This is a genomic window from Burkholderia sp. YIM B11467 (assembly GCF_052952715.1).
Map to the genome: position 1 here is coordinate 340,963 of NZ_JBQVSQ010000003.1, position 22,993 is coordinate 363,955.

A 22,993-nucleotide genomic window follows, 5' to 3' on the forward strand; every position below is an offset into this window, starting at 1 on the left:
TATTGAATCGAAGCAGGTGTGCGCTCAAACCAGCGCCCTGCCCTGCAGGCGCTCGAGAATGCCGAGCGGCGCGCATTCGCGGCGGACCATCGCGTCGACCGGCAGGAAGAACGTCTGCTCGAGCATGAACTGGCCGGACATCACAGCGTGCGAAGTCTGGTCCGAGAAACATATCCACACGCAACCCGGCGGAAACGGCATCGTCTGCTGCGGGCTCGTCTTCTGGTAGTCGAGATCGGCCTTCATGCTGTCGTGCAGGTTCAGCATCAGGTGGTCGTACGCGCTGCGCGGCGACTTCGTCACGTGCAGCAGGTTCAGCAGCCACGCGGCGCCCGGCAACTGCGGCCGGATGTGCGGCAGGAAGCGCTTCGCGACGTCCTCGAACGGCTCGCCGACGCGCCACACGCGCGGCACGCCAGCCGGGTTCACGTTCGTGAACACGCGCAGGATGCGCTCGCCGTAATTCGGCCGCGACGGAAACGCATCGACGTGCAGCCGGCTGTCGTCCTTGCGCCACGACGTCTGGCGCGTCTCGACCTGCATCAGCCGCAGGCTCGTCGGCGCGACGCGCAGCTTGCCGCGGTATTCGGGAAACAGGCCGTCGACGAGCGTGCCGGCCTGCTGCTGGAAGCGCGCGACGAGCGCGCGCACGGCCGACTGCGTGACACTGTCGCCAAGCACGCCGGCGAGCGCGCCGCCGTTCGGCGCGAGGCTGATGTTCTTGCGTTTCGGATCGGCGAGCGCCGGATTGAGCAGCGCTTCCTCGCCGCCTTCGATCGCGAAGCGCAGGTGCGGGAAATACAGCACCTTGCCTTCCTCGACGGCGGCCAGCAGTTGCTCGCGCGGCGCCGACAGGTTGTGTCCGCTCCAGTCGGCGGACGGGACTTCGATGATCTGGGATTCGCTCATGTTCGGTTCGCGTGTGTGGCAGGCATGGCAAGCATGGCGGGCATTACAGGAGACCGAAGCCCGCGAGCGCCGACTTCACCTGCGCGATCGACGGGGGCTGCCCCGCCGTGCCGAGATTGACGACGTTCGGCGACCAGTAGCCGCCTGTGCGCCAGGCCGTCGCGAAATTGTACAGTTCGACCGTCGGACGCTTCAGCGCGGCCGCGATGTGAACCAGACCTGTATCAACGCCAACCGTCGCAGCCGCGCCGTCGATCAGCCCGACCACGGCCGGCAGCGACAGCTTCGGCGGCACGATCGCCGCCGCGCCGAACTCCTTCGCGAGCCGCTCGCTGGTCGCACGCTCCGCGTCGTTGCCCCACGGCAGCACCAGCGACGCGCCGCGCCGCACGAGCGCCTGGCCGAGCTCGATCCAGGCGGCGTCCGGCCACTGCTTGTCGGCACGCGACGTCGCATGGACGAACACCACGTACGGCACCGGCAGGTTCAGGCCGAGCGCGGCCACCGCGAGCGCCGCCGCGCGCGTGTCGAGGCCGAAGTCGACCGGATCGGCCGGCGTCGGCGCCGGGTCGCCCAGCGCGGCCGCGACGAGTTGCCGCGATCGCTCGACGACGTGCGTGCGCGGCGCGATCGGCACGCGCTTGCGATAGAAGAAGCGCACGGGCCATTCGTAGCCGGCGCCGTCGGTGCGGTTGCCGAGCCCGACGAGCGGGCCGCGCGCCCAGCTCGCGACCCAGGCCGTCTTGATGAGACCCTGGCAGTCGATCACGAGATCGTACTGCTCGGCCGCGAGGCGCTTGCGGAATGCACGGATCTCGCGCCACGTGGCCCCCGCGAACGGCTTCTTGCGCCAGCGGCGCAGCGAGAACGGCAGCACGTCGTGCACGCCGTCGACGAGCCGCACGAGGTCGACGAAGCTTTCCTCGACGAGCCAGTCGATCTGCGCATCGGGATGGCGGCGCCGGATATCGGCGATCACCGGCATGTTGTGCACGACGTCGCCCAGCGACGACACGCGCACGATCAGGATCTTTTGCACGCTGAAAAAACGCCGGCTGACAGCCGGCGACAGACATAAAGGAGCGATTTTATCGCGCTCGAGGGCCCAGACAGGCAAAAAGCGGCCGCACGCTGCCGCGTGCGCCGCTTTTCGGAGAGGGCGCGACCGCCGAATCGGCCGTCGCACCGCCGGCAGCCCGCGGGCCGCCGACATTCAGAACGGCAGCTTGACGTCCGGCTTCGCGGCCGTCAGCACCCGGCGGAAGTCTTCCTGGATGCGCTTGAGCCCTTCCTGCGTCTCGGCTTCGAAACGCATCACGACGACCGGCGTCGTGTTCGACGAACGCGCGAGGCCGAAGCCGTCCGGGTACTCGACGCGCAGGCCGTCGATCGTCAGGACTTCCTCGGCGCCGTCGAACTTCGCCTCTTTCTGCAGCTTGTCGATCAGGCGGAAGTTCTCGCCCTCGTCGAGCCAGAGCTGCAGTTCGGGCGTGCTCATCGCGTCCGGCAGCCCGTTCAGCAGCGCGCTCGGGTCGGCCGACTTCGTCAGGATCTCGAGCAGGCGCGCGCCCGTGTAGAGACCATCGTCGAAGCCGTACCAGCGATCCTTGAAGAACACGTGGCCGCTCATTTCACCGGCGAGCGGCGCCCCCGTCTCGCGCAGCTTCGCCTTCACGAGCGAGTGGCCCGTCTTCCACATCAGCGGCTCGCCGCCCTTCGACTTCACCCACTGCGCGAGGTTGCGCGTGCACTTCACGTCGTAGATGATCTGCGCGCCCGGGTTGCGCGACAGCACTTCTTCCGCGAACAGCATCAGCTGGCGGTCCGGATAGATGATCTGGCCATCCTTCGTGACGACACCGAGGCGGTCGCCGTCGCCGTCGAACGCGAAGCCGAGCTCGGCATCGGTGTCCTTCAGCGCCTGGATCACGTCCTGCAGGTTTTCCGGGTGCGCGGGATCGGGGTGGTGGTTCGGGAACGTGCCGTCGATGTCGGTGAAGCGCTCGACGAGTTCGCAGCCCAGCGCCTTGAACAGGCGCGTCGCGAGCGGGCCCGCGACGCCGTTGCCGGCGTCGACGACGAGCTTCAGCGGGCGGGCGAGCTTCACGTCGCCGACGATGCGCGCGATGTACTGATCGGCCACGTCGACCTGCTCATAGGTGCCGCTGCCCGTTTCGAAACGTTCGTCGACGATGCGGCGGTACAGCGCCTGGATCTGCTCGCCGTAGATCGCGGCGCCGCGCAGCACCATCTTGAAGCCGTTGTAGTCGGGCGGGTTGTGGCTGCCCGTGACGACGATGCACGAATCGACGCGGCGCTCGCCGCCCTTCAGCGCAAGCGGCACGCTCGCCGCGAAATAACCGACCGGCGTCGGCACCATGCCGACATCGACGACGTCGACGCCCGCCGCACGCAGGCCGTCGGCGAGTGCGCCGACGAGGTCCGGCCCGGACAGGCGGCCATCGCGCGCGACGACGACCGCGTCGCCGCCCTGCGCACGCACTTCGCTGCCGAATGCCCGGCCGATCCCGCGCGCCGTATCGACGTCGAGTGTCTTGCCGACCACGCCACGAATGTCATATGCCTTGAAGATGGATTGGGAGATCATCGATTCTCTTCTCTCTCAGTTGCGTGCATGGAAAATTGTCTGGCTTGCCTGACCGCGTCTCGCCGGTGCCGCGCATGATACATGCCGGTCCCGGCACGACACGGAGCGGAACGGCTGGAGCGACCCCGATCCCACTTATAATCGCGGGTTTCGATGACGCGCATGTCGCCCATTTTAATGCCTAGCCGTCCCGCCGCCGCCAACCCGCAGCCTCCGCGCGCCCTGCCGGCCGCCCTGTGCGTGCCCGGTCGCTCCGCATGCTGAAGCGCTTCGGCAACCCGGATGTCGCGAAAGCCGTCGCGAACCTCGTCTGGCTGGGGCTCGAACGGCTCACGCAGATCGGCGTCGCGATCGCGATCAGCGGTCTTCTGGCCCGTTATTTCGGGCCGGATGTGTTCGGCAAATGGCAGTATGCAAATACGCTTCTCCTGGTACTGGCGCCGCTCACCTGGGTGTGCGGCGCGGAAATCCTCGTCCCGACCATCGTCCAGCGCCCGCCCGCCCAGCTCGGCGCGGTGCTCGGCAGCGCGTTCGTGCTGCGCATCGCCGTTTCGGTCGCCGCGCTCGCCGCGACCTGGATCGCGATCGCCGCGGGCGCCTTCGATCCGCTGGTCGGCGCGATGCTCGCGGGCCTGGCGGTCACGATGGTGTTCCGCGAGCCGTTCGTCGGCGTGATCAACGCGTGGCTGCAGAGCATGACCTACAGCAAGCCGCAGCTCGTCACCAGCATGGTCACCGCGCTGGCGAAGGCGCTGCTCGTCTGGCTGCTGGTCCGCGCGGCCGCCGGCCCCGCGCGCTTCGCGTGGCTGTGGGCGCTCGAAGCCGCGGCAATCGGCTTCGCGCTGATGCTGTACTACCGGCATCGTAACGGCGGCGCGTTCGGCTGGACGTTCGACAAACCGCTGTTCAGGCACTTTGCGACGGCCGGCACCGTGTTCTGGCTCGGCCTCATCTGCATGTACCTGTTCCTGAAGCTCGACCGCCTGATGCTCGAGCGTCACGTGTCATTCGCCGATCTCGGCCGCTATTCGGCCGCGCAGCAGCTCAACGAGAACTGGATCACGCTCGCGCTGATGCTCGCGCAGACGATCGCGCCCGCATTCGTCTACCGCGTGCAGGACGTCGCGCGGCTGCGCCGCAACATCGTCCGGCTGATCGCGATGACGGCCTGTCTGATGACGGCCGGCGCGCTCGTGCTCGATGCGGCCGCCCCATTGATCGTCGGCAAGGTGTTCGGCCGCGGCTACGAAGCTTCGGTCGACATCTTCCGCTGGGCCGTCTGGCTGTCCGTGCCGGCCGGCATCGAGGCGATAGGCAATCTTATCGTTCTCAAATATCAAGCAAAATTCGTGTTGCTGTCGAAATGGCTGCTCGCGCTCGCGATCGCCGCGCTCGTCAACCTGTTCGCGATCCCCCGGCTCGGCCTGTACGGCGCGCTCGTCGGGCTGGCGGCCGGCTACCTGGCCGCCGCCGCCGTCAATTTTTATTACATCCGTTTCAAGCTGCGACCATGACGTCCCCTGATTGCCCGCCCCCGCTCGACGACGTGGCCGTGCTGATGCCGGCCTACAACGGGCACGACGACGTCGTTCGGACCCTCGCGTCGTTTCGCGAGGACGCGCCCGTGCAGGTGCTGATCGTCGACGACGGCAGCACGCCGCCGATCGTCGCGCCCGACCTGCCCGGCCTCGCGATCGAGGTACTGCGCATGCCGGAGAACGTCGGCATCGAGCGCGCGCTCGCGGCCGGCATCGACGCGCTCGCGGCGCGCGGCTTCCGTTATGCGGCCCGCATCGACGCGGGCGATCTCGCCGCGCCGCAGCGCCTCGCGAAGGAGCGCGCGTATCTCGGCGCTCACCCGCGCGTGGCCTGCGTCGGCATGTGGACGCAGGTCGTGTCGCGCGCCGGCGAGCCGCGCTTCATGCTGACGCCGCCCGCCGATCCGCGCACGCTGCGCCGCACGCGCTTCCTGCGTTCGCCGCTCGTGCATCCGTCGGTCATGCTGCGCATCGACGCCGTGCGCGAAGTCGGCAACTATCGTGCGAAATACCGCGCGGCCGAGGATCTCGATCTTTTTTTGCGGTTAATGCAACGCTACGATTGCGCGAACCTGCCCGAACTCGGCCTGTATTACGAGCTTAACGAGGGCGGGATCAGTGCGACCAAGCGCCGGCGCCAGCTGGTGTCGACGCTCACGCTGCTGCTGAGCCACTTCAACGCGCTGAACCCGTACGACTGGGCCGGTCTCGCCAAGAACCTGCTGCATTTCGTGACGCCGTACCGCACGCTGCAGCGGATCAAGCAGACGCTGTTCGCCGCGCGGCCGTCCGCCTGACGACCATTCGGCTCAGCCGGCATTTTCGACGCTTTATTTTTCATTTTTTTCATGTCCGCCACCTCCCCGCTGCGCATCGCGCTCGTCTGTAACACGGCCTGGGCGATCTACACGTATCGCCACGGGCTGATCCGTGCGCTCGTCGCGCGCGGCGCCGAGGTCATCGTGATTGCGCCGCACGACCGCACGGTGCCGCTGCTCGAGCAGATGGGCTGCCGCTACGTGGCGCTCGCGGTCGCGTCGAAAGGCACGAGCCCGCGCGAGGATCTCGGCACGCTCGCCGCGCTGGTGCGCCACTACCGCGCGCTGAAGCCCGGTCTCGTGTTCCATTACACGATCAAGCCGAACATCTACGGCTCGGTCGCCGCGTGGCTCGCGCGCGTGCCGTCGATCGCGGTGACGACGGGGCTCGGTTACGTCTTCATCCAGAAGAGCCGCGCGGCGAGCGTCGCGAAGCGCCTGTACCGGTTCGCGTTCCGCTTCCCGCGTGAAGTCTGGTTCCTGAACCGCGACGATCTCGCGACCTTCACCGACGAGCAGTTGCTCGCGCATCCCGACCGCGCACGGCTGCTGCACGGCGAAGGCGTCGACCTCGAACAGTTCGCGCCCGCGCCGCTGCCCGCCGGCGACGCGCCCGTCTTCATCCTGATCGGCCGGCTGCTGTGGGACAAGGGCGTGCGCGAATACGTGGAGGCCGCGCGCATCGTGCGTGCCCGCTTCCCGAACGCGCGCTTCCAGCTGCTCGGGCCGCTCGGCGTCGACAATCCGAGCGCGATCGGCCGCGCGGACGTCGACGCGTGGGTCGGCGAAGGCATCGTCGAGTATCTTGGCGAGGCGCACGACGTGCGCCCGCATATCGCGGCAGCCGACTGCGTCGTGCTGCCGTCGTACCGCGAAGGCGTGCCGCGCACGCTGATGGAAGCATCGGCAATGGGCCGCCCGATCGTCGCGACCGACGTGCCGGGCTGCCGCGACGTCGTCGCCGACGGCGAAACGGGCTTCCTGTGCCGCGTGCGCGACAGCGCGAGCCTCGCGGAGCAACTGCTTCGCATGATCGAACTCGGAACGGCCGGACGCGACGCGATGGGCGCGCGCGGCCGGCAGAAGGTCACGACGGAATTCGACGAGCAGCAGGTCGTCGAACGCTACCGGCGTACCATCCATTCGTTAACCGGTATCACCCTCTGAAGGAGCGCATCAGCTATGACCGCTAAAGGCACCATCCTCGTCACCGGCGGAGCGGGCTATATCGGCTCGCACACGACCGTCGAGCTGCTCGGCAACGGCTACGATGTCGTGATCGTCGACAACTTCGTCAACAGCAAGTCCGAGTCCTTGCGGCGCATCACGCAGATCACGGGCAAGACGCCCGCGTTCCACCAGATCGACGTGTGCGACGAAGCCGCGCTCGCGAAGGTGTTCGACGCGCACCCGATCACCGGCACGATCCATTTCGCGGCGCTCAAGGCCGTCGGCGAATCGGTCGAGAAGCCGCTCGAGTACTACCAGAACAACATCGGCGGCCTGCTCGCCGTGCTCAAGGTCATGCGCGAGCGCAACGTCAAGCAGTTCGTGTTCAGCTCGTCCGCCACCGTGTACGGCGTGCCCGAGCGCTCGCCGATCGACGAATCGTTCCCGCTGTCCGCGACGAACCCGTACGGCCAGTCGAAGCTGATCGCCGAGCAGATCCTGCGCGATCTCGAGGTATCCGACCCGTCGTGGCGGATCGCGACGCTGCGCTACTTCAACCCGGTCGGCGCGCACGTGAGCGGGCTGATCGGCGAGGATCCGGCCGGCATCCCGAACAACCTGATGCCGTATGTCGCGCAGGTCGCGGTCGGCAAGCTGGAAAAGCTGCGCGTGTTCGGCTCCGACTACCCGACGCCGGACGGCACGGGCGTGCGCGACTACATCCACGTCGTCGATCTCGCGAAGGGGCACATCGCCGCGCTCGACGCGCTGGCGAAGCGCGACGCGAGCTTCGTCGTGAACCTCGGCACCGGGCAAGGCTACAGCGTGCTGGAAGTCGTGCGCGCGTTCGAGAAGGCGTCGGGCCGCCCGGTGCCGTACGAGATCGTCGCGCGCCGCCCGGGCGATATCGGCGAGTGCTACGCGAACCCGCAGGCCGCGGCCGACATCATCGGCTGGCGCGCGACGCTCGGTATCGAAGAAATGTGTGCCGACCACTGGCGATGGCAGGAGGGGAACCCGCGCGGTTTTGTATAATCCGCTGTCCATTTTCCGAGCGATCCCATGCTCAGCTTCGCGTCCGGCTTCATCGTCTCCCTGCTCGTCACGCTGTTCATCGTGCGCTACGCGCACCTCCACGAGAAATTCTCGATCGACAGCGACCTGGCCGGCGTGCAGAAATTCCACGTGCGGCCCGTGCCGCGGGTCGGGGGCATCGGGATCCTCGCGGGGGTCGTCATTGCCGCGCTGATCCTGTCGCGGCGCTATCCGACGATCGCCGGCAGCATTCTCGGCATCGTTGCCTGCGGGCTGCCGGCGTTCCTGTCCGGCCTCGTCGAGGACCTGACCAAGCGCGTGTCGCCGCGCGCGCGGCTGCTCTGCACGATGGGCGCGGCCGCGCTCGCGTTCTGGCTGATGGATATCTCGGTCACCCGCATCAGCGTGCCGCCGCTCGATTTCCTGCTCCACTACGTGGCCATTTCGGCGTTCGTCACCGTGCTCGCGGTCGCGGCGCTCGCGAATGCGATCAACATCATCGACGGCTTCAACGGGCTCGCGTCGATGGTCAGCTTCATGATGTTCGCGTCGCTCGCGTACGTCGCGTTCCAGGTCCGCGACCCCGTCGTCATGTCCGCGTCGATCATCATGATGGGCGCCGTGCTCGGCTTCTTCCTGTGGAATTTCCCGGCCGGGCTGATCTTTCTCGGCGACGGCGGCGCATATTTCATCGGTTTCATGCTCGCGGAACTCGCGATCCTGCTCGTGATGCGCAACCGCGAGGTATCCGCGTGGTATCCGGTGCTGCTGTTCATGTATCCGATCTTCGAGACCTGCTTCTCGATCTACCGGAAGAAATTCATCCGCGGGATGTCGCCCGGCATTCCGGACGGCGTGCACCTGCACATGCTCGTGTACAAGCGGCTGATGCGCTGGGCCGTCGGCACGAAGCACGCGCACGACCTGACGCGCCGCAATTCGCTGACGTCGCCGTACCTGTGGCTGCTGTGCCTCGTCGCGGTGATACCCGCGACGCTGTTCTGGCGGCACACGGTGCACCTGTTCGTGTTCGTCGTGCTGTTCGCACTGACCTACGTGTGGCTGTACATCAGCATCGTGCGGTTCCGCGCGCCGAGATGGATGGTGGTGCGCAAGCACCGCCACGGCCGCTGACCCGTTCGCGGCCCGGCATGAAAAAAGCGCCCCGCGGGGCGCTTTTCTTTTGGGCGGATCGGTAGCCGTGCAGCGGCCGCGGGGGCCGTCAGCGGTTCGACGCGACCCGCACGCTCTTCAGCGCCGGAACCGTAGCCGTCTGATACTCCGGCACCCAGCGCCGCAAGTCGCGGCGCACTTCGTCGTCGGGCAGCACGCGATGCTGCATCAGCCACGGCAGCAACTCGTCGAGGAAATTGTCCGGCACTTCCCGTGCGCGCGCGATCCGCAGTTTCGGGTGCGGCGTGCGCGTCGTCGTCTCGTCGTCCGCCAGCAACTCCTCGTAGAGCTTCTCGCCCGGCCGCAGCCCGGTGAACTCGATGCGGATCTGGTCTTCCGAGAAGCCGTACAGGCGAATCAGATCGCACGCGAGATCGACGATCTTCACCGGCTCGCCCATGTCGAGAATGAAGATCTCGCCGCCATGCCCCATGCTCGACGCCTGCAGCACGAGCTGCGACGCTTCCGGGATCGTCATGAAGAAACGCGTGATCTCCGGGTGCGTGACCGTCACCGGGCCACCCTTCGCGATCTGCTGCTGGAACTTCGGGATCACGCTGCCCGCGCTGCCGAGCACGTTGCCGAAGCGCACGGTCTCGAACTGCGTGCGCCCGCTCGTCTGCTGCAACGCCTGGCAGGCCATTTCGGCGAGGCGCTTGCTCGCGCCCATCACGTTGGTCGGATTGACGGCCTTGTCGGTCGAGATCAGCACGAAGTGACGCACATCGTGGCGGATCGCCGCGCGGGCCACGCGATACGTGCCGAGCACGTTGTTGCGCAGCGCCTGCCATGCGTTGTGCTCCTCCATCAGCGGCACGTGCTTGTAGGCGGCCGCATGGAACACGATGTGCGGCGCATGGCGCGACATCACCTGATCGAGCAGCAGCGAATCCTTCGCATCGCCGATGATCGGCAGGACCGGCAGGTCGGGGAAGCGCTCGCGCAACTCCTCGGTCAGCCGGTACATCGCATACTCGGACAAATCGAACGCGACGAGCTGCGCCGGCGCGAAACGCAGGATCTGCCGGCACAGCTCGGAGCCGATCGAGCCACCCGCGCCCGTCACCATCACGACACGACCGCGCAGCAGCGCCTCGACGTGCGGCGTGTCGATCGTCACGGCATCGCGGCCGAGCAGATCCTCGAGATCGATGTTCCGCACCTGCGACAGGAAGCCCTGCCCCGGCATCAGCGCGGTCAGCGACGGCAGCACCATCGCCTTCACGCCGGCCCGCACGCACAGCGTCGCGACGCGGCGCTGCGTTTCGACCGACGCCGACGGAATCGCGATGATCGCGTATTCGACCTTCATCGCGTCGGTCCAGTGTTTCAGATCGTTGAACGATCCGAGCACCTTGTAGCCGTAGATCTCGCGGCCCTGCTTGGTGACGTCGTCGTCGAGCAGGCCGACGAGGCGCCATTCGCCGGAGCGCGACAGTTCGCGCGCGAGACTCGCGCCGGCCGTGCCGGCACCGAGCACCAGCACCGGCTTGCCCTTCCCGACGAGGCCGCCGTACAGGTAGTACTCCTTCGTCGCGCGATACAGCGCACGTGCGCCGCCCATCGCCAGGAACAGCATCAGCGGCGACACGAGCAGCACCGAGCGCGGAATGATCGGCGTCGGCTGGAACATCACGGCACCGATCATCACGATCACGCCGCCGCCGGCAACCGACTTCGCGATGCGCATCAGATCGGGCAGGCTCGCGAACACCCACAACCCGCGATACAGGCCGAACACGTGGAATGTCAGCCCGTAGACGGGTAATACCCAGACGAGCGCGGTCAGCGCACCGCCCAGGAAATCAGGCGGAATACTGCCATTGAACCGAACGAGATAAGCAAACAGCCACGCGGCGACAACCGCCAGCAGGTCGAACACGAATGCACTGAACGACAGCCATGATGCTTTTGATCGCAACATCGGCGAGAGACCTCATGAATTGTTTTCGGCGGCCTTTTGAATCCGGTGCCAGCGCATGTCGATCACGAATCCGATGCATGCCAGGACGCCATACCAAGCAACGAACAGCAACCACTGCTGCAGTTCCTGACGGCCCAATGCCCACAAAGCAACGATTATGCCTGTGAACATGATGAGGTACCAATAAATAGCAGTGCGGCCATGACCCATGCCCGAGCGCACCATCCTTTGATAATAATGCTCTCGGTGCGCTTGCCAGAACTTTTCTCCGCGTAACAAACGTCGCAGGAGTGTTACAGATGCGTCCGCGATAAAGGGCGCGAACACCATCGCCGGAAACCAGATCGGCCAGACCCCGTGTCGCCAACCCCAATAGCCGAGCGCACCGGCCATGAATCCGAGCGGAATGGAACCGGCGTCGCCAAGAAACAGCTTCGCGGGATGGAAATTCAGCAGCAGAAAGCCTAACGCTGCACCCGCGATCGCCGCACCACCCGCGACCAGATCAGGCGACGGATGCGCACCGGCCAGCGCGGCAACCGCGTAGGCGCCAAAGCCGAACAGTGCCATGCCACCGGCAAGGCCGTCCGCGCCGTCCATGAAGTTATAGAGATTGATCAACCAGACCATCACAAAACCGACGCCAGCGAGGAGCCACCACGGGGCGGAGGCCGGATAGGCGACGATCAGCACCACGACCGCCGCCAGATGCGCGGCAAATCTCACACGGGCAGGTAGCCCGCGCCGATCATCGATCTGCGACAAGGCTGCCAGCCCCGCCGCCACAACAGCGATCAACCACATCTGCGGCGCGAACCACAGCATCGCGATCACGCAGACCGGGACGATGCCCCATCCGCCGACTCGCGGCGTCGGTCGCACGTGAAGCGAACGATCGTTCGGGATATCGGTAGCGAGCCGCCATGCCAGCCCTGTGACAAGCAGTGCGCGCAGGATCATCGTCGAGGCGACGGCGCTTGCAAGAGCCACTCCGGCGGCGGTGAGCCACGTGGTAATCGCGTAATACATGTTGCCTATTTCTGGATATCGCGCGAACGATACCATACGGCAGTTGCGTCGAGACCTTGTCGAGTCGTATAGGGAGGGTGCCAGTCCAGCACTCGTTTCATGCGATCGGCATCGATCTGCAGGCTCGCCGTCAGACGGTCGACGGTGGCGCTGCGGCCGGTGAGCCTGCCGAGTGCCCGCAATGCGCCGGCCGGCACCGGAAACAGCCGCGCCGGTTTGCCGAGCGCATCGCCAACCATCCGGAGCAACTCGGTGACGGTCGGTGCATCGTCGTCCGCCACGTGAAAACAACCCTGTGTCGCGCGCGGATCGGTGGCACAACGCACGAGCGCATCTGCGAGATTATCGACGTACACCAGACTGCGCCGGGCCGCTATCGCACCGAGCGGTAACGGCAGGCCCTTCCAGATCGCGTCCATCATGCCGAGAAAATTGGCGCGCACATGCGGACCGTACACGAGCGGTGGCCGGACGATCACCACGTCGAGCCCGGACGCGGCCGCGAACTGCCGCAACGCACGTTCAGCCTCGAGCTTCGACTGGCCGTACGCGTCTTCGGGGCGCGCCGGATCGTCTTCGCCCAGCGGCCGGCCGCCGTCACTTTCGGCGATCGCCTTGACACTGCTGACAAACACGAAGCGCCGCACCCCACGCCGCCGCGCCGCCTCCGCCACGCGCAGCGTTCCATCGACATTCGTCGCACGAAACGCCGCGAGGGGATCCGACGCGGCATCGTTCATTACGTGCACGCGTGCGGCCAAATGAACAACGCAATCCGCGTCCGGCCATTCCGCGTCCGTGAGTCCGGCGAAATCGCGCCCGTCGTACAACCATTCCTGCACACCGCTGACACATCCGCCGACCTGCCGCACGAGCCCCGTCACCGCGTGCCCGCGGGCTATCAGCGCGCGACTCAACGCTCGGCCAACGAACCCGTTCGCTCCCGTCACCACGACGCGGTTCATAGCCATTTCCATCCGAAGCGATTGTAAAACTTGAACGCGGACGCTACGAACATGCGAACGTGTGCCATGCCCTTGCGCGATGCACCGCCGCCGTGATGAACGACGCGCGCCGCGGGCACATAGGCGATACGCGCGCGCGCGCCGGTACGCAAGCTCAGATCGTAATCCTCGAAGTAGAGAAAGTAGCGCGGATCGAATCCTTCCAGTGCCTTGAGCAACTCGGTCCGGAACAACATGAAGCAACCGCTGACGATCGGCGGATCCCAGACCACGTCGGATTCATTGATCCGGTCCCGCATCTCGTAGCGCGCAAGCCGGAGCGCGAATCGTTCTCTCCACGACGCCGGCAAAAAGCCGCGCACGAAGAGGTCGAACAACGCAGGGTATCGTCGGCACAAATACTGGGTCTGTCCCGCGTCGTCTCCGATCCACGGCGACAGCAACGCCGCTTCCGGATGGGCATCGAGAAATTCGAGCGCGTGCACGAGCGTGCCGGGCTCGAGGTCGATATCAGGATTCAATACAAGATGGTAACGGCTTCGGGCCGTATCGATCGCGAGATTATGGCCGCGTGCATAACCGACGTTGCCATGCCCTGCAAACACCTCGTACGCGATACCCGCGCGGTCGAACGTTTCAAGCGTTTCCGACAGATCAGGCAAACCGCCGTTGTCGACAAGCTGAACGCGAACGGCCAGATCGGCGCGTGTTGCCCGCAGGTTGTCGCATGCCGCGCGCAGACTGGACAACGTTCGCACGAGCAGCGCTTCGTCAGAGTGGTAGGTAACAACGGAAACCGACAGGCCTTCGTCGCTGGACTTCGAGGCGCGGGAAGATTCGACGGAATGAGGGATCACTTGCTGACGGTATCTTCAGTAAAGACTAAAACGAATCGAGTTTGTGAATGCCGGCAAGACCGCATGACAGTGCACCCTGTGCCGCAGCCAAGCCGGGAACGGCTTGGCGCGCCACAAGACCCGGCACGGGCAAGCATCGCGCTCGCATCAAGCCGTTTCGGCAAGCCGCCCCAGCTCACGCTCGCTATTTTCGATCAGGGTGTTGTATTGGGTGTTCTGAAATCCCCACAGCGTCGAATAGACATCCTCACGATGACCGACGAGGAACGGGAGTGCGACCACCACGCGCAGATCCGCCTGACGCTCGAGGTACCTGTCGATCGTGTTCGTCTGATCGTTGCGGTCATTCGAGTCCCATTCGGCCAGCATGCGCAGCGCCCGCTCGTTGTAGATATTGCAGACCGTGCTCGTCATCTTGTCGATTGTCACGAAGCGCATGCCCTGAAAGTCCTCGACGCCGATCACGCGAGTCCCAGGATGCAGAACCGCGATCAAGCCTGAAAAGACGTCCCACTGACCGTCCTTCGAATCAAGATAGGCATTGACGATGCCGATCTTCTTCTCGAAGTCTTCCGGCAGCAACGCATCGTCCTCGAGAACAGTCAGTCGATGCAGGCCTTTACGCTGCGCATGGCGCGCGAGAGCCGAATAAGACAGCCCGCATCCGACCCAACCCGGACGGAGACGCACGCCATCGAATACGACACAATTTTCCGCTGCGGCGGCCTCGTAAATGCGTCGGCGCGCGATCGTTTCCGGCAACGACAGCACGACCCGCGTCGCACCGTCCGGCAACGGCAGTCCGTCGTCCAGCAGTTTGGTCGGCGGCAGGAAATTCATCGCGGTCAGGAAGCGGTCGAACATGAATCCGAAGCGTAGGCTCCCCTGGTCCACGGCTCGCGCGATCGCCTCCGCGTCATAGCTCCGGTCAAGCGCGGCTTGCACTGCGCGCAGCATGTCCTGTTCGTCCCCCTCGTCGAAGAACGTGACCGCATCGAAAATCTCCGGATAATCGGCTTGATCGCTCGACGACTCCGATACGAGCGGCACACCAAGCGACAGGCACTCCTGGATGCGCGGCATCTCGAGCAGCGCATTTTCGTAGTAGTGGATATTGACGACGACCCGAGCCTGGCGAATCTCCCTCGCCACATCGTCGCCGAACACCTCGCTGCAGATGCGCACGTTGAAATGCTTCTGCAGCGTTTCGAGCATCTGCCGGCGACGCGGCGAACTCTTCGCATCGCCGTAGAACAACAGATCCCATTTCTTCTCGAGCGACTCGGCAACGATGTCGGCCTTGTAGTCGCGGCTCGCTCCGACGGGCAGGTAATGGACGTGCGGATACTTGATACCCTTGCTGTCCAGGAACTCGATGTTCTTCAGTGAATATTCGAGAACCGCAAACGAACCCTCAAGCGTCCGCAAGTAGTCGTCGGTAAACCATCGCGAGCTGACCGATTGCTCCATCTGGAACGCGATGCGTCGCTCCCCGGGCGGCAACCGCTTGAACATCTGCGGGCATACGACCACATACATGTCATGCTCAAAGCGCGGCGGCGCTTCTGTCATGATGTCTACCTGCCAGCCCTGCTTGCGCAGTCGATCCGCGATGAGGTGCGCAATGAACAGCGTGTGACGCGTCGTCATCACCCCCCAGGTCTGCGGCGGGCCGGAATTCAAATGGCTCTCGATTGCGCGATCCATTCGCACTGCATCGAGACGCTGCTGCAGACCTCGGAAATCCCCTCGCGCAACATAGCGCAGCGCATTGCGTGCGCGCGATGCGACCCGTTTGAATCGGTACAACGGTGTCGTCAACATTCTCAGAGGGCGCGTGATGCGCCAGGATCTTGACGCATAAATCCGATTAATTTCACCGGATACATGCTGCAGCCTCGCCGACAATTCATCGCGCTGTGCGGCCAGCGCACTGCTTCGCTCCGTCACCAGATCGTGCAATCGAGCCTGCACGCCACTCAACTCCTGGGTGACGTGATCCATCTGCCGATCCAGAGATCGCATGAGTTCGCTTCGCTCGGACCGCAGCACCTGCAATTCCATCGTCGCACGCGCAAGCGCCTCGTTCGACTGCCCAAGCTGCGTGCGAAGATTCGTCTCGAGCAGCCGTACCGGATGCGACGGCAATCCAATGGACCGCTCGGCCGTTCTCTCCAGCACGCCATGCTTGACACCGAAAAAATAGAGATCGTGCGTTTCGTCGTTGGTCGAAAATTCGACGTGGCTGAATGTCTCGTCGATATTCAGCGCGGCACGAATATCGGCCTCCGTCAAATTGCGGTAGTAGTCGGCCCACTCGCTGTCCGCTATTGCAAGCAACGGCGCATCGTGCGGCGTCGTCCGTCGGGTTCCGTGCTCCGGTCGCCCATCGGTCGCACATGTGATCAGCAGCAGTCCGCCGGGACGCAGCATCCTGACCGCGTTGCGCAGCGTCTTGTCCCAATAACGGTCATGCTCCAGACATTCCGTCGATACGACGACATCGAACGTATCCGGAGGCAAGCCGAGTTCATGTGCAGGGCAAACGAGATCGACATTTCGCCCTTCCGCGACGTCGATGCCAAGGTACAGGCTATCGGCATCGAAGAGGAATTGGTTGTTGCCGTTGATATCCAGCGAGCCGATATCCAGGCCGAACACACCCTGGAAAAACTGCGGAAATCGGCTCTTGACCGCCGAGCAAAATGCCTGTTGCTGAGGATGCGACATAGCTTACCGTCCAGAAATAATTCAACTCACAGGTAAAGGGCTGCATATAGCGGAACGTGACGTTCACTCTCCCTTAACCGTGTAAAGCGACCGATCGACGGCAGTCACGCCGTCGCGGCCTCGTACTCCGACACCACCGCTTCCACCGGGCCGAACGCGCGTACGCGACCACGCTCCATCCAGAGCGCCTTGTTGCACACCTTGCGAATCTCCGAATTCGAATGCATTGCGAGCACGACGATTTCGGCACGGCTATGCAGGTCTGCAAGCCGCGCCTCCGCCTTGTGCATGAAGGACGCATCACCGACACCCATCACTTCGTCGAGCAACAGGATTTCTGCATCGACCGCTGTCGAAACAGCGAACGCGAGCCTCACCCGCATGCCGCTCGAATAGGTGCGAATCGGCAAGTCGAGATAGTCGCCCAGTTCGCTGAATTCCGCGATGTCGCGCTGCTTCGCGCGGATTTCCGAATCGGACATCCCGAGCATCAACCCGCGCAGCCGGATGTTCTGCATGCCGGTCGAGTTTTCGTCCATACCCAGCCCAATGTCGAGCAGCGGCACGACCTTTCCGTCGCGCAGCAGCGTACCCGCAGTCGGAGGATAGATCCCGGCCATCGCGCGCAGCAGGGTCGATTTCCCTGCGCCGTTGTGGCCGATCAGCCCAACACGATCGCCGCGCTCGAACCGGAAGCTCAGGTCGTCGAGCGCCCGCACGACAATCACGCCGTCGCTTCCTTCGGCGATCCGGTTCCGTCGGCCCATGCGGAGGACCTGCTTCTTGAGCGAACGCCCCTGCACGTCATAGATCGGCAGGTCCAGCGTCACGTTCTTCAGTTCTACGTATGCCATGTCGCGACCCTCAAACCCAATACGGAATGCGCTTCAGAAACCGACCGGTCAGAAGCAGTGCAAGCGGCCAGCCGATGGCGGCCATACCAATCACCACCCCCCAGGTCAACGCACTTGGCATATGCCCGATCAGCGGGCCGCGTACGACATCGATCAGATAGGCGAGCGGATTCCATTCGACGATGAACGCAAAACGGGTCAACGCATCCGGACGGAAAATGATCGGCGTTACATAGAACGCAACCTGGAGCAGCGCTCCGATGATTTGCGGAAGATCGCGAAAACGAGCCGACAGCAGGCCCGCCACCATCGCGATCCACAGCGCGTTCAGGATGAACAGGAAGAGCCCCGGGATGAACATCGGCAGCGTTTCCCAGTTCTTCACGCCAAAGATCAGCAGCAGCGCGACGATGATCACGAAGTTGTGCACGAGCACGATCAGGTTCCGCCAGACGACCTGCAGGATGTAGATCAGTTTCGGCGTCGCCATCTGGCGGATGTATGACGAGCTGTTGATATAGGCAACGCTGCCGTCCTGAACTGTCTGGGAAAACAGTCCCCACAGCACGATGCTCGATGCAAGATACGGCAGATATTCGCTGAGCTTCTGTCCGAACAACGTCCCGTAGACAACGCCGAGCGACGAAATCATTACGCCCATGCTGATGGTGAGCCAGAACGGTCCGAGGCGCGAACGCGCGTAGCGCTGGCGGATTTCGAGCCAGCCGAGCAGCGTCCACAACCGCCACGACGCGATGCTTTGTTTGAGATCAGCGAGTGAAAGAATCAGCATGCAAAGTTATAGAATGATTGAACAGCGCATTGAGATGCCCTTCGACAATCGTCGGGCATCGTCAACTTATTCGCCGAGACAGAGTCGCAACGCATCGTCCCAAGCCGGCATCCGCACGCCAAACGTCGCGGTGAGCTTGTCGAGCGCCATCCGGGAATTGGCCGGACGCTTCGCAGGCACCGGATACTCGCTCGCGGGAATCGGCACCACGCCCGGCGACCGATCGCCCATTGCAGTCGCGAAGATCGCCTCGGCAAAACCGTGCCACGACGTCGCGCCGGACGCCGTAAAGTGATAGATGCCCGAACGTTCCGCCCACCAGTCCGAATGGCCCGTCACACCCTGTGCGACGATATGCGACGTCGCGACCGCGATCGTCTTCGACCACGTCGGCGCGCCGACCTGATCCGCGACGACGCGCAGCTCCGGCCGTTCGCTGCCGAGTTTCAGCATCGTCAACAGGAAATTCTTGCCGCGTCGACCATACACCCAGCTCGTACGTAAGATCAAATGCGGGCATCCGGTCGCAGCGATCGCCTGCTCGCCTTCGAGCTTCGTGAGTCCGTAGACATTCTGCGGATTCGTCACGTCTGTTTCGACATAGGCGCCTGCCTTCGTACCGTCGAACACGTAGTCGGTCGAATAGTGGATCAGCGCCGCGCCAAGCTTCGCAGCTTCCTCGGCCAACACGCGCGGCATGTCGGCGTTCAGACGACGAGCCGCTTCGACATCCGTCTCCGCCTTGTCGACGGCCGTATAGGCGGCAGGATTCACGATGATCGACGGCTTCAGCTCACGCACGACGCTGCGCACCCGATCGAGATCGGACAAATCCAGCATCGAACGGTCGCATGCCACGACGCGCCCAAGGCCTTGCAGCGAACGCAGCAGCTCGAACCCAACCTGCCCATTCACGCCGGTCACGAGGATCGTCGGTTCAGGATTCACGCTCATCTCACGCATAGACTTCTGCTTCGCTCAAGCGCTTGCCTGCGGCGTCTTTCGCGGCCAGCAACGGCTCGAAATCGATCGGCCACTGGATACCGATCGCAGGATCGTTCCAGACGATACTGCGTTCGTGCTCCGGGAACCAGTAGTCGGTCGTCTTGTAAAGAAACTGGGCGGCATCCGACAGTACGACGAAACCGTGTGCGAAGCCCGGCGGCACCCACAGCTGACGATGGTTGTCGTTCGACAGGACGACGCCCACCCACTTGCCGAAGTTCGGCGAACGCTTGCGGATATCGACTGCAACATCGAACACTTCGCCTTCGACGACGCGAACGAGCTTGCCCTGCGCGTGCTGCACCTGATAGTGCAACCCTCGCAGCACGCCCTTCGACGACCGCGAATGATTGTCCTGTACGAATTCGATGCCGGGTTCGACCTGCTCGGCGAATTCCTTCCCGTTGAAGCTTTCGTAGAAGAACCCGCGCGCGTCGCCGAATACCTTCGGCTCGATGATCTTGACTTCGGGCAGTGCCGTTGCCGTTACTTGGATGGCCATGCAACCTGATCCGTAAGAATGTTCTTGAGGTACTGCCCGTACGCGTTCTTTGCGAGCGGCTGCGCGAGCTTCAGCACCTGCTCCGCGTCGATCCAGCGGCGACGATAGGCGATTTCCTCCGGACACGCGACCACGAGACCTTGCCGCCGCTGCAGCGTCGCGATGAAGCTTGCCGCCTCGATCAGCGAATCGTGCGTGCCCGTGTCGAGCCACGCGTAACCGCGCCCCATGATCTCGACGTTGAGCGCGCCGTCGGCGAGATAACGCGAGTTGACGTCGGTGATTTCCAGTTCGCCGCGCGGCGACGGCTTGATGTCGGCCGCGATGTCGCACACGCGGTTGTCGTAGAAGTACAGCCCTGTCACCGCATAGTTCGACCGCGGCTTCGCCGGCTTCTCCTCGATCGACAGCGCCCGGAACGACTTGTCGAACTCGACGACGCCATAACGCTCCGGGTCGTGCACGTGATACGCAAACACGGTCGCGCCGGTTTCCTGCGTATGCGCACGCTCGAGTTGCTTCGCCAGGTCATGGCCGTAGAAGATGTTGTCGCCGAGGATCAGTGCCGACGGATCGTTGCCGACGAACGCCTTGCCAATGATGAAGGCCTGCGCAAGACCATCGGGTGACGGCTGCACCGCGTACTGGATGTTCATCCCCCACTGGCTGCCGTCGCCGAGCATCGCTTCGAAGCGCGGCGTGTCCTGGGGCGTCGAGATGATCAATACGTCGCGGATACCCGCGATCATCAGCGTCGACAGCGGATAGTAGATCATCGGCTTGTCGTAGACCGGCAGGAGCTGCTTCGATACGACGTGCGTGATCGGATACAGCCGTGTGCCGGAACCACCGGCGAGAATGATGCCTTTACGTGCCATCGCTTCTCTCCTCAGGTGCGTTTCGCGTAGTTCGTCTCGACCCACTTGCGGTACTCGCCCGACGCCACTTCGTCGGCCCAGACCTGATTGTCGAGATACCAGTCGACCGTCTTGGCGAGACCCGTCTCGAACGTTTCGGCAGGTTTCCAGCCGAGCTCGCGCTCGAGCTTGCGCGCATCGATCGCGTAACGGCGGTCGTGGCCCGGACGATCCGTAACATAGGTGATCTGGTCACGGTAAGAACCCGCCGCCTTCGGACGTGCCTTGTCGAGCAAGTCGCACAGCGTGTGCACGACTTCGAGGTTCTTCTTCTCGTTCCAGCCGCCGACGTTGTAGGTCTCGCCGGGTACGCCGCGCGCGAGCACTTCGCGGATCGCACTGCAGTGATCGCCGACATACAGCCAGTCGCGCACGTTCTGGCCATCGCCATAAACCGGCAGCGGCTTGCCCGCAAGCGCATTCGCAATCATCAGCGGAATCAGCTTCTCGGGGAACTGGTACGGACCGTAGTTGTTCGAACAGTTTGTCGTCAGCGTCGGCAGGCCATACGTATGATGGTACGCACGCACCAGATGGTCGGAGCCTGCCTTGGTCGCGGAATACGGGCTGTTCGGCGCGTACGGCGTCGTTTCGGAGAATTGCGGATCGGTTGCGGACAACGAACCGAACACCTCGTCGGTCGACACGTGCAGGAAACGGAACGCCGCCTTGTCGGCGTCGCTCAGGCTGTTCCAGTATTGACGGGTTGCCTCGAGCAGCGTGAACGTGCCGACGACGTTGGTCTGCACGAAATCCGCAGGGCCGTGGATCGAACGATCGACGTGGCTTTCGGCGGCGAAGTGCAGGACAGCGCGCGGCTTGTGCTCGGCGAACAGCGCATCAAGCGCGGCGCGATCGCAGATGTCCACACGCGCAAACACATGCGTCGGATTCCCTTCCAGGGTCTGAAGCGTGCGAAGATTGCCAGCGTAGGTCAGCTTGTCGACGTTGAGCACGGCTTCATCGGATTGATGCAGCCAGTCGAGTACAAAATTGGCACCGATAAAACCCGCGCCGCCCGTAACCAGGATCATGAGGCTCCCTCTAGAATTTCACGGCAAGCACCACTCGACCTTGCCATGTCGGATATTGCAGTGGCGACATTGTCCGGCCGCCTCAGGCCCGGCATTTTAACCGGTCGCCATGCACTCCAAAGTCATCTGATGTTAATTTTCTCGCGGGAAGCAGCAATTATAGGAAGCCCTCAGACGCAAAAGCCATGCTGCTAACAACTTGAAACAGCGGTGCGAACCCCCATCGATCGCGAAAGCCCCTGCTCGGTCAATCGTCACGCATGGCAAAAAAATTGCGCAGATAGCTAATTTTGCAGAATTTTTCACCCTTCCCTCAAAAGAGAATTAGCGCTCACCCGACCTCATGACCCATCCCCCCATCGCCATCGGCGACATCCAAGGTTGTCATTCGGCACTCCTCGCGCTAACGGAAAAGCTCGCCGCCCCGCCCGACACCCCACTCTGGATTGCCGGCGACGTCATCAACCGCGGCCCGGCCTCCCTCGCCGCCCTGCGCGCGCTCGTCGATCTCGGCCCCCGCGCCACCGTCGTCCTCGGCAACCACGACCTTCACCTGCTCTCGGTCGCAGCCGGCATCCGCACCGAGCGCCCCGGCGACACGATCGGCGAGATCCTCGACGCGCCCGACGCCGAAGCATTGCTGGAATGGGTCCGCCATCTCCCGTTCGCGCATTTCGAGCACAAGATGCTGCTCGTCCACGCGGGCGTCCTGCCGCAATGGGACGTCACGCTCGCGTTGGAACTCGCCGATGAACTGCAGCGCGCGCTGCGCGCGCCGCACTGGCGCGACACGCTCTCGCAGCTGTACGGCAACGAACCGAACCAATGGCATCCGAACCTGAAAAAACGCGACCGGATGCGCGTCGCATTCAACGCGTTCACGCGCATACGCTTCTGCACGCCGGACGGCGCGATGGAATTCCGCGCGAGCGGCGGCCCTGCCAGCGCGCCGCCCGGCTACCTGCCGTGGTTCGATGTCCCCGGCCGCCGCACCGAAGACGTGACCGTCGTATTCGGACACTGGGCCGCGCTCGGCCTGATGCTGCGCAACAACGTCATCGCGCTCGATTCGGGGTGCGTATGGGGAAATCAATTGTCGGCCGTGCGCCTGACGGCCGACCCGGCCGGGCGC

20 protein-coding genes are annotated in these 22,993 nt (G+C 64.0%); 6 read left to right on the forward strand and 14 right to left on the reverse strand.

The window, feature by feature from the left end; translation table 11 throughout:
- Positions 1-24 precede the first annotated feature (24 nt).
- The 3 genes from ACTRWB_RS13625 to ACTRWB_RS13635 all read right to left on the reverse strand — a co-directional run bounded on the left by ACTRWB_RS13625 (position 25) and on the right by ACTRWB_RS13635 (position 3,517).
- On the reverse strand, positions 25-909 hold the full coding sequence (locus ACTRWB_RS13625; RefSeq protein WP_446902193.1) for a Kdo hydroxylase family protein: 885 nt from the start codon (positions 907-909) through the stop codon (positions 25-27).
- A 43-nt stretch (positions 910-952) separates the two neighbouring features.
- On the reverse strand, positions 953-1,948 hold the full coding sequence (waaC, locus tag ACTRWB_RS13630; RefSeq protein WP_048251505.1) for a lipopolysaccharide heptosyltransferase I: 996 nt from the start codon (positions 1,946-1,948) through the stop codon (positions 953-955).
- A gap of 174 nt (positions 1,949-2,122) precedes the next feature.
- A complete protein-coding gene (locus ACTRWB_RS13635) occupies positions 2,123-3,517 on the reverse strand; it encodes a phosphomannomutase/phosphoglucomutase (RefSeq protein WP_446902194.1) in 1,395 nt (464 codons plus the stop codon).
- 257 nt (positions 3,518-3,774) lie between these two features.
- Between ACTRWB_RS13635 and ACTRWB_RS13640 the strand changes: the two genes are divergently transcribed.
- The 5 genes from ACTRWB_RS13640 to ACTRWB_RS13660 are packed head-to-tail and all read left to right on the forward strand — an operon-like array spanning position 3,775 to position 9,212.
- A complete protein-coding gene (locus tag ACTRWB_RS13640) occupies positions 3,775-5,031 on the forward strand; it encodes a lipopolysaccharide biosynthesis protein (RefSeq protein WP_446902195.1) in 1,257 nt (418 codons plus the stop codon).
- Positions 5,028-5,852, forward strand: a complete 825-nt coding sequence (locus tag ACTRWB_RS13645) for a glycosyltransferase (protein ID WP_343495115.1) — start codon at positions 5,028-5,030, stop codon at positions 5,850-5,852. The genes ACTRWB_RS13640 and ACTRWB_RS13645 overlap by 4 nt, the downstream gene beginning before the upstream one ends.
- Before the next feature lie 51 nt (positions 5,853-5,903).
- Positions 5,904-7,040, forward strand: a complete 1,137-nt coding sequence (locus tag ACTRWB_RS13650; protein WP_446902196.1) for a glycosyltransferase family 4 protein — start codon at positions 5,904-5,906, stop codon at positions 7,038-7,040.
- Positions 7,041-7,055: 15 nt separating this feature from the next.
- The gene (galE, locus tag ACTRWB_RS13655; protein WP_446902197.1) at positions 7,056-8,078 is read left to right on the forward strand and encodes a UDP-glucose 4-epimerase GalE; all 1,023 of its coding nucleotides are present in this window, start codon (positions 7,056-7,058) and stop codon (positions 8,076-8,078) included.
- A gap of 27 nt (positions 8,079-8,105) precedes the next feature.
- Positions 8,106-9,212, forward strand: a complete 1,107-nt coding sequence (locus tag ACTRWB_RS13660; RefSeq protein ID WP_446902198.1) for an MraY family glycosyltransferase — start codon at positions 8,106-8,108, stop codon at positions 9,210-9,212.
- 88 nt (positions 9,213-9,300) lie between these two features.
- Here ACTRWB_RS13660 and ACTRWB_RS13665 read toward each other — a convergent pair whose 3' ends face one another.
- The 11 genes from ACTRWB_RS13665 to rfbB all read right to left on the reverse strand — a co-directional run bounded on the left by ACTRWB_RS13665 (position 9,301) and on the right by rfbB (position 21,861).
- Positions 9,301-11,175, reverse strand: a complete 1,875-nt coding sequence (locus ACTRWB_RS13665; protein WP_446902199.1) for a polysaccharide biosynthesis protein — start codon at positions 11,173-11,175, stop codon at positions 9,301-9,303.
- Positions 11,176-11,187: 12 nt separating this feature from the next.
- Positions 11,188-12,204: an MraY family glycosyltransferase gene (locus ACTRWB_RS13670; RefSeq protein ID WP_446902200.1), complete on the reverse strand. Its 1,017-nt coding sequence runs from the start codon at positions 12,202-12,204 to the stop codon at positions 11,188-11,190.
- A 5-nt stretch (positions 12,205-12,209) separates the two neighbouring features.
- A complete protein-coding gene (locus ACTRWB_RS13675) occupies positions 12,210-13,169 on the reverse strand; it encodes a UDP-glucose 4-epimerase family protein (protein ID WP_446902201.1) in 960 nt (319 codons plus the stop codon).
- Complete coding sequence (locus ACTRWB_RS13680; RefSeq protein WP_446902202.1) at positions 13,166-14,026, reverse strand: glycosyltransferase family 2 protein; 861 nt, start codon at positions 14,024-14,026, stop codon at positions 13,166-13,168. Before ACTRWB_RS13680 ends, ACTRWB_RS13675 begins: the two co-directional genes overlap by 4 nt.
- A 147-nt stretch (positions 14,027-14,173) precedes the next feature.
- Positions 14,174-16,756, reverse strand: a complete 2,583-nt coding sequence (locus ACTRWB_RS13685) for a methyltransferase domain-containing protein (RefSeq protein WP_446902203.1) — start codon at positions 16,754-16,756, stop codon at positions 14,174-14,176.
- A 104-nt stretch (positions 16,757-16,860) separates the two neighbouring features.
- Positions 16,861-17,610 (reverse strand): ABC transporter ATP-binding protein, encoded by a 750-nt coding sequence (locus ACTRWB_RS13690; protein ID WP_446902204.1) that lies wholly within the window; start codon positions 17,608-17,610, stop codon positions 16,861-16,863.
- A 10-nt stretch (positions 17,611-17,620) separates the two neighbouring features.
- Positions 17,621-18,403, reverse strand: a complete 783-nt coding sequence (locus ACTRWB_RS13695) for an ABC transporter permease (protein WP_060066064.1) — start codon at positions 18,401-18,403, stop codon at positions 17,621-17,623.
- 66 nt (positions 18,404-18,469) lie between these two features.
- Positions 18,470-19,366 carry a dTDP-4-dehydrorhamnose reductase gene (gene rfbD, locus ACTRWB_RS13700; RefSeq protein ID WP_446902205.1) on the reverse strand — a complete coding sequence of 299 codons (897 nt, stop codon included), beginning with the start codon at positions 19,364-19,366 and terminating at the stop codon, positions 18,470-18,472.
- The gene (gene rfbC, locus ACTRWB_RS13705; protein WP_226255203.1) at positions 19,359-19,910 is read right to left on the reverse strand and encodes a dTDP-4-dehydrorhamnose 3,5-epimerase; all 552 of its coding nucleotides are present in this window, start codon (positions 19,908-19,910) and stop codon (positions 19,359-19,361) included. The genes rfbD and rfbC overlap by 8 nt, the downstream gene beginning before the upstream one ends.
- Positions 19,895-20,788: a glucose-1-phosphate thymidylyltransferase RfbA gene (rfbA, locus tag ACTRWB_RS13710; RefSeq protein ID WP_446902206.1), complete on the reverse strand. Its 894-nt coding sequence runs from the start codon at positions 20,786-20,788 to the stop codon at positions 19,895-19,897. Before rfbA ends, rfbC begins: the two co-directional genes overlap by 16 nt.
- A gap of 11 nt (positions 20,789-20,799) precedes the next feature.
- Positions 20,800-21,861 (reverse strand): dTDP-glucose 4,6-dehydratase, encoded by a 1,062-nt coding sequence (gene rfbB, locus ACTRWB_RS13715; protein ID WP_446902207.1) that lies wholly within the window; start codon positions 21,859-21,861, stop codon positions 20,800-20,802.
- Between the two features lie 343 nt (positions 21,862-22,204).
- Here rfbB and ACTRWB_RS13720 point away from each other — a divergent pair.
- Positions 22,205-22,993 (forward strand): symmetrical bis(5'-nucleosyl)-tetraphosphatase (locus tag ACTRWB_RS13720; protein WP_446902208.1); only part of this gene is annotated, 789 nt, incomplete at its 3' end.

Excerpts from the sequence above, each read along its gene's own strand:
- ACTRWB_RS13650 (WP_446902196.1), top strand. The coding sequence starts at position 5,904 with ATGTCCGCCACCTCCCCGCTGCGCATCGCGCTCGTCTGTAACACGGCC.
- ACTRWB_RS13640 (WP_446902195.1), top strand. The coding sequence starts at position 3,775 with ATGCTGAAGCGCTTCGGCAACCCGGATGTCGCGAAAGCCGTCGCGAAC.
- ACTRWB_RS13660 (WP_446902198.1), top strand. The coding sequence starts at position 8,106 with ATGCTCAGCTTCGCGTCCGGCTTCATCGTCTCCCTGCTCGTCACGCTG.
- rfbC (WP_226255203.1), bottom strand. The coding sequence starts at position 19,910 with ATGGCCATCCAAGTAACGGCAACGGCACTGCCCGAAGTCAAGATCATC.
- rfbD (WP_446902205.1), bottom strand. The coding sequence starts at position 19,366 with ATGCGTGAGATGAGCGTGAATCCTGAACCGACGATCCTCGTGACCGGC.
- ACTRWB_RS13690 (WP_446902204.1), bottom strand. The coding sequence starts at position 17,610 with ATGGCATACGTAGAACTGAAGAACGTGACGCTGGACCTGCCGATCTAT.
- ACTRWB_RS13665 (WP_446902199.1), bottom strand. The coding sequence starts at position 11,175 with ATGTTGCGATCAAAAGCATCATGGCTGTCGTTCAGTGCATTCGTGTTC.
- rfbA (WP_446902206.1), bottom strand. The coding sequence starts at position 20,788 with ATGGCACGTAAAGGCATCATTCTCGCCGGTGGTTCCGGCACACGGCTG.
- ACTRWB_RS13685 (WP_446902203.1), bottom strand. The coding sequence starts at position 16,756 with ATGTCGCATCCTCAGCAACAGGCATTTTGCTCGGCGGTCAAGAGCCGA.
- galE (WP_446902197.1), top strand. The coding sequence starts at position 7,056 with ATGACCGCTAAAGGCACCATCCTCGTCACCGGCGGAGCGGGCTATATC.
- ACTRWB_RS13670 (WP_446902200.1), bottom strand. The coding sequence starts at position 12,204 with ATGTATTACGCGATTACCACGTGGCTCACCGCCGCCGGAGTGGCTCTT.
- ACTRWB_RS13635 (WP_446902194.1), bottom strand. The coding sequence starts at position 3,517 with ATGATCTCCCAATCCATCTTCAAGGCATATGACATTCGTGGCGTGGTC.
- ACTRWB_RS13645 (WP_343495115.1), top strand. The coding sequence starts at position 5,028 with ATGACGTCCCCTGATTGCCCGCCCCCGCTCGACGACGTGGCCGTGCTG.
- ACTRWB_RS13675 (WP_446902201.1), bottom strand. The coding sequence starts at position 13,169 with ATGAACCGCGTCGTGGTGACGGGAGCGAACGGGTTCGTTGGCCGAGCG.
- ACTRWB_RS13695 (WP_060066064.1), bottom strand. The coding sequence starts at position 18,403 with ATGCTGATTCTTTCACTCGCTGATCTCAAACAAAGCATCGCGTCGTGG.
- ACTRWB_RS13625 (WP_446902193.1), bottom strand. The coding sequence starts at position 909 with ATGAGCGAATCCCAGATCATCGAAGTCCCGTCCGCCGACTGGAGCGGA.
- rfbB (WP_446902207.1), bottom strand. The coding sequence starts at position 21,861 with ATGATCCTGGTTACGGGCGGCGCGGGTTTTATCGGTGCCAATTTTGTA.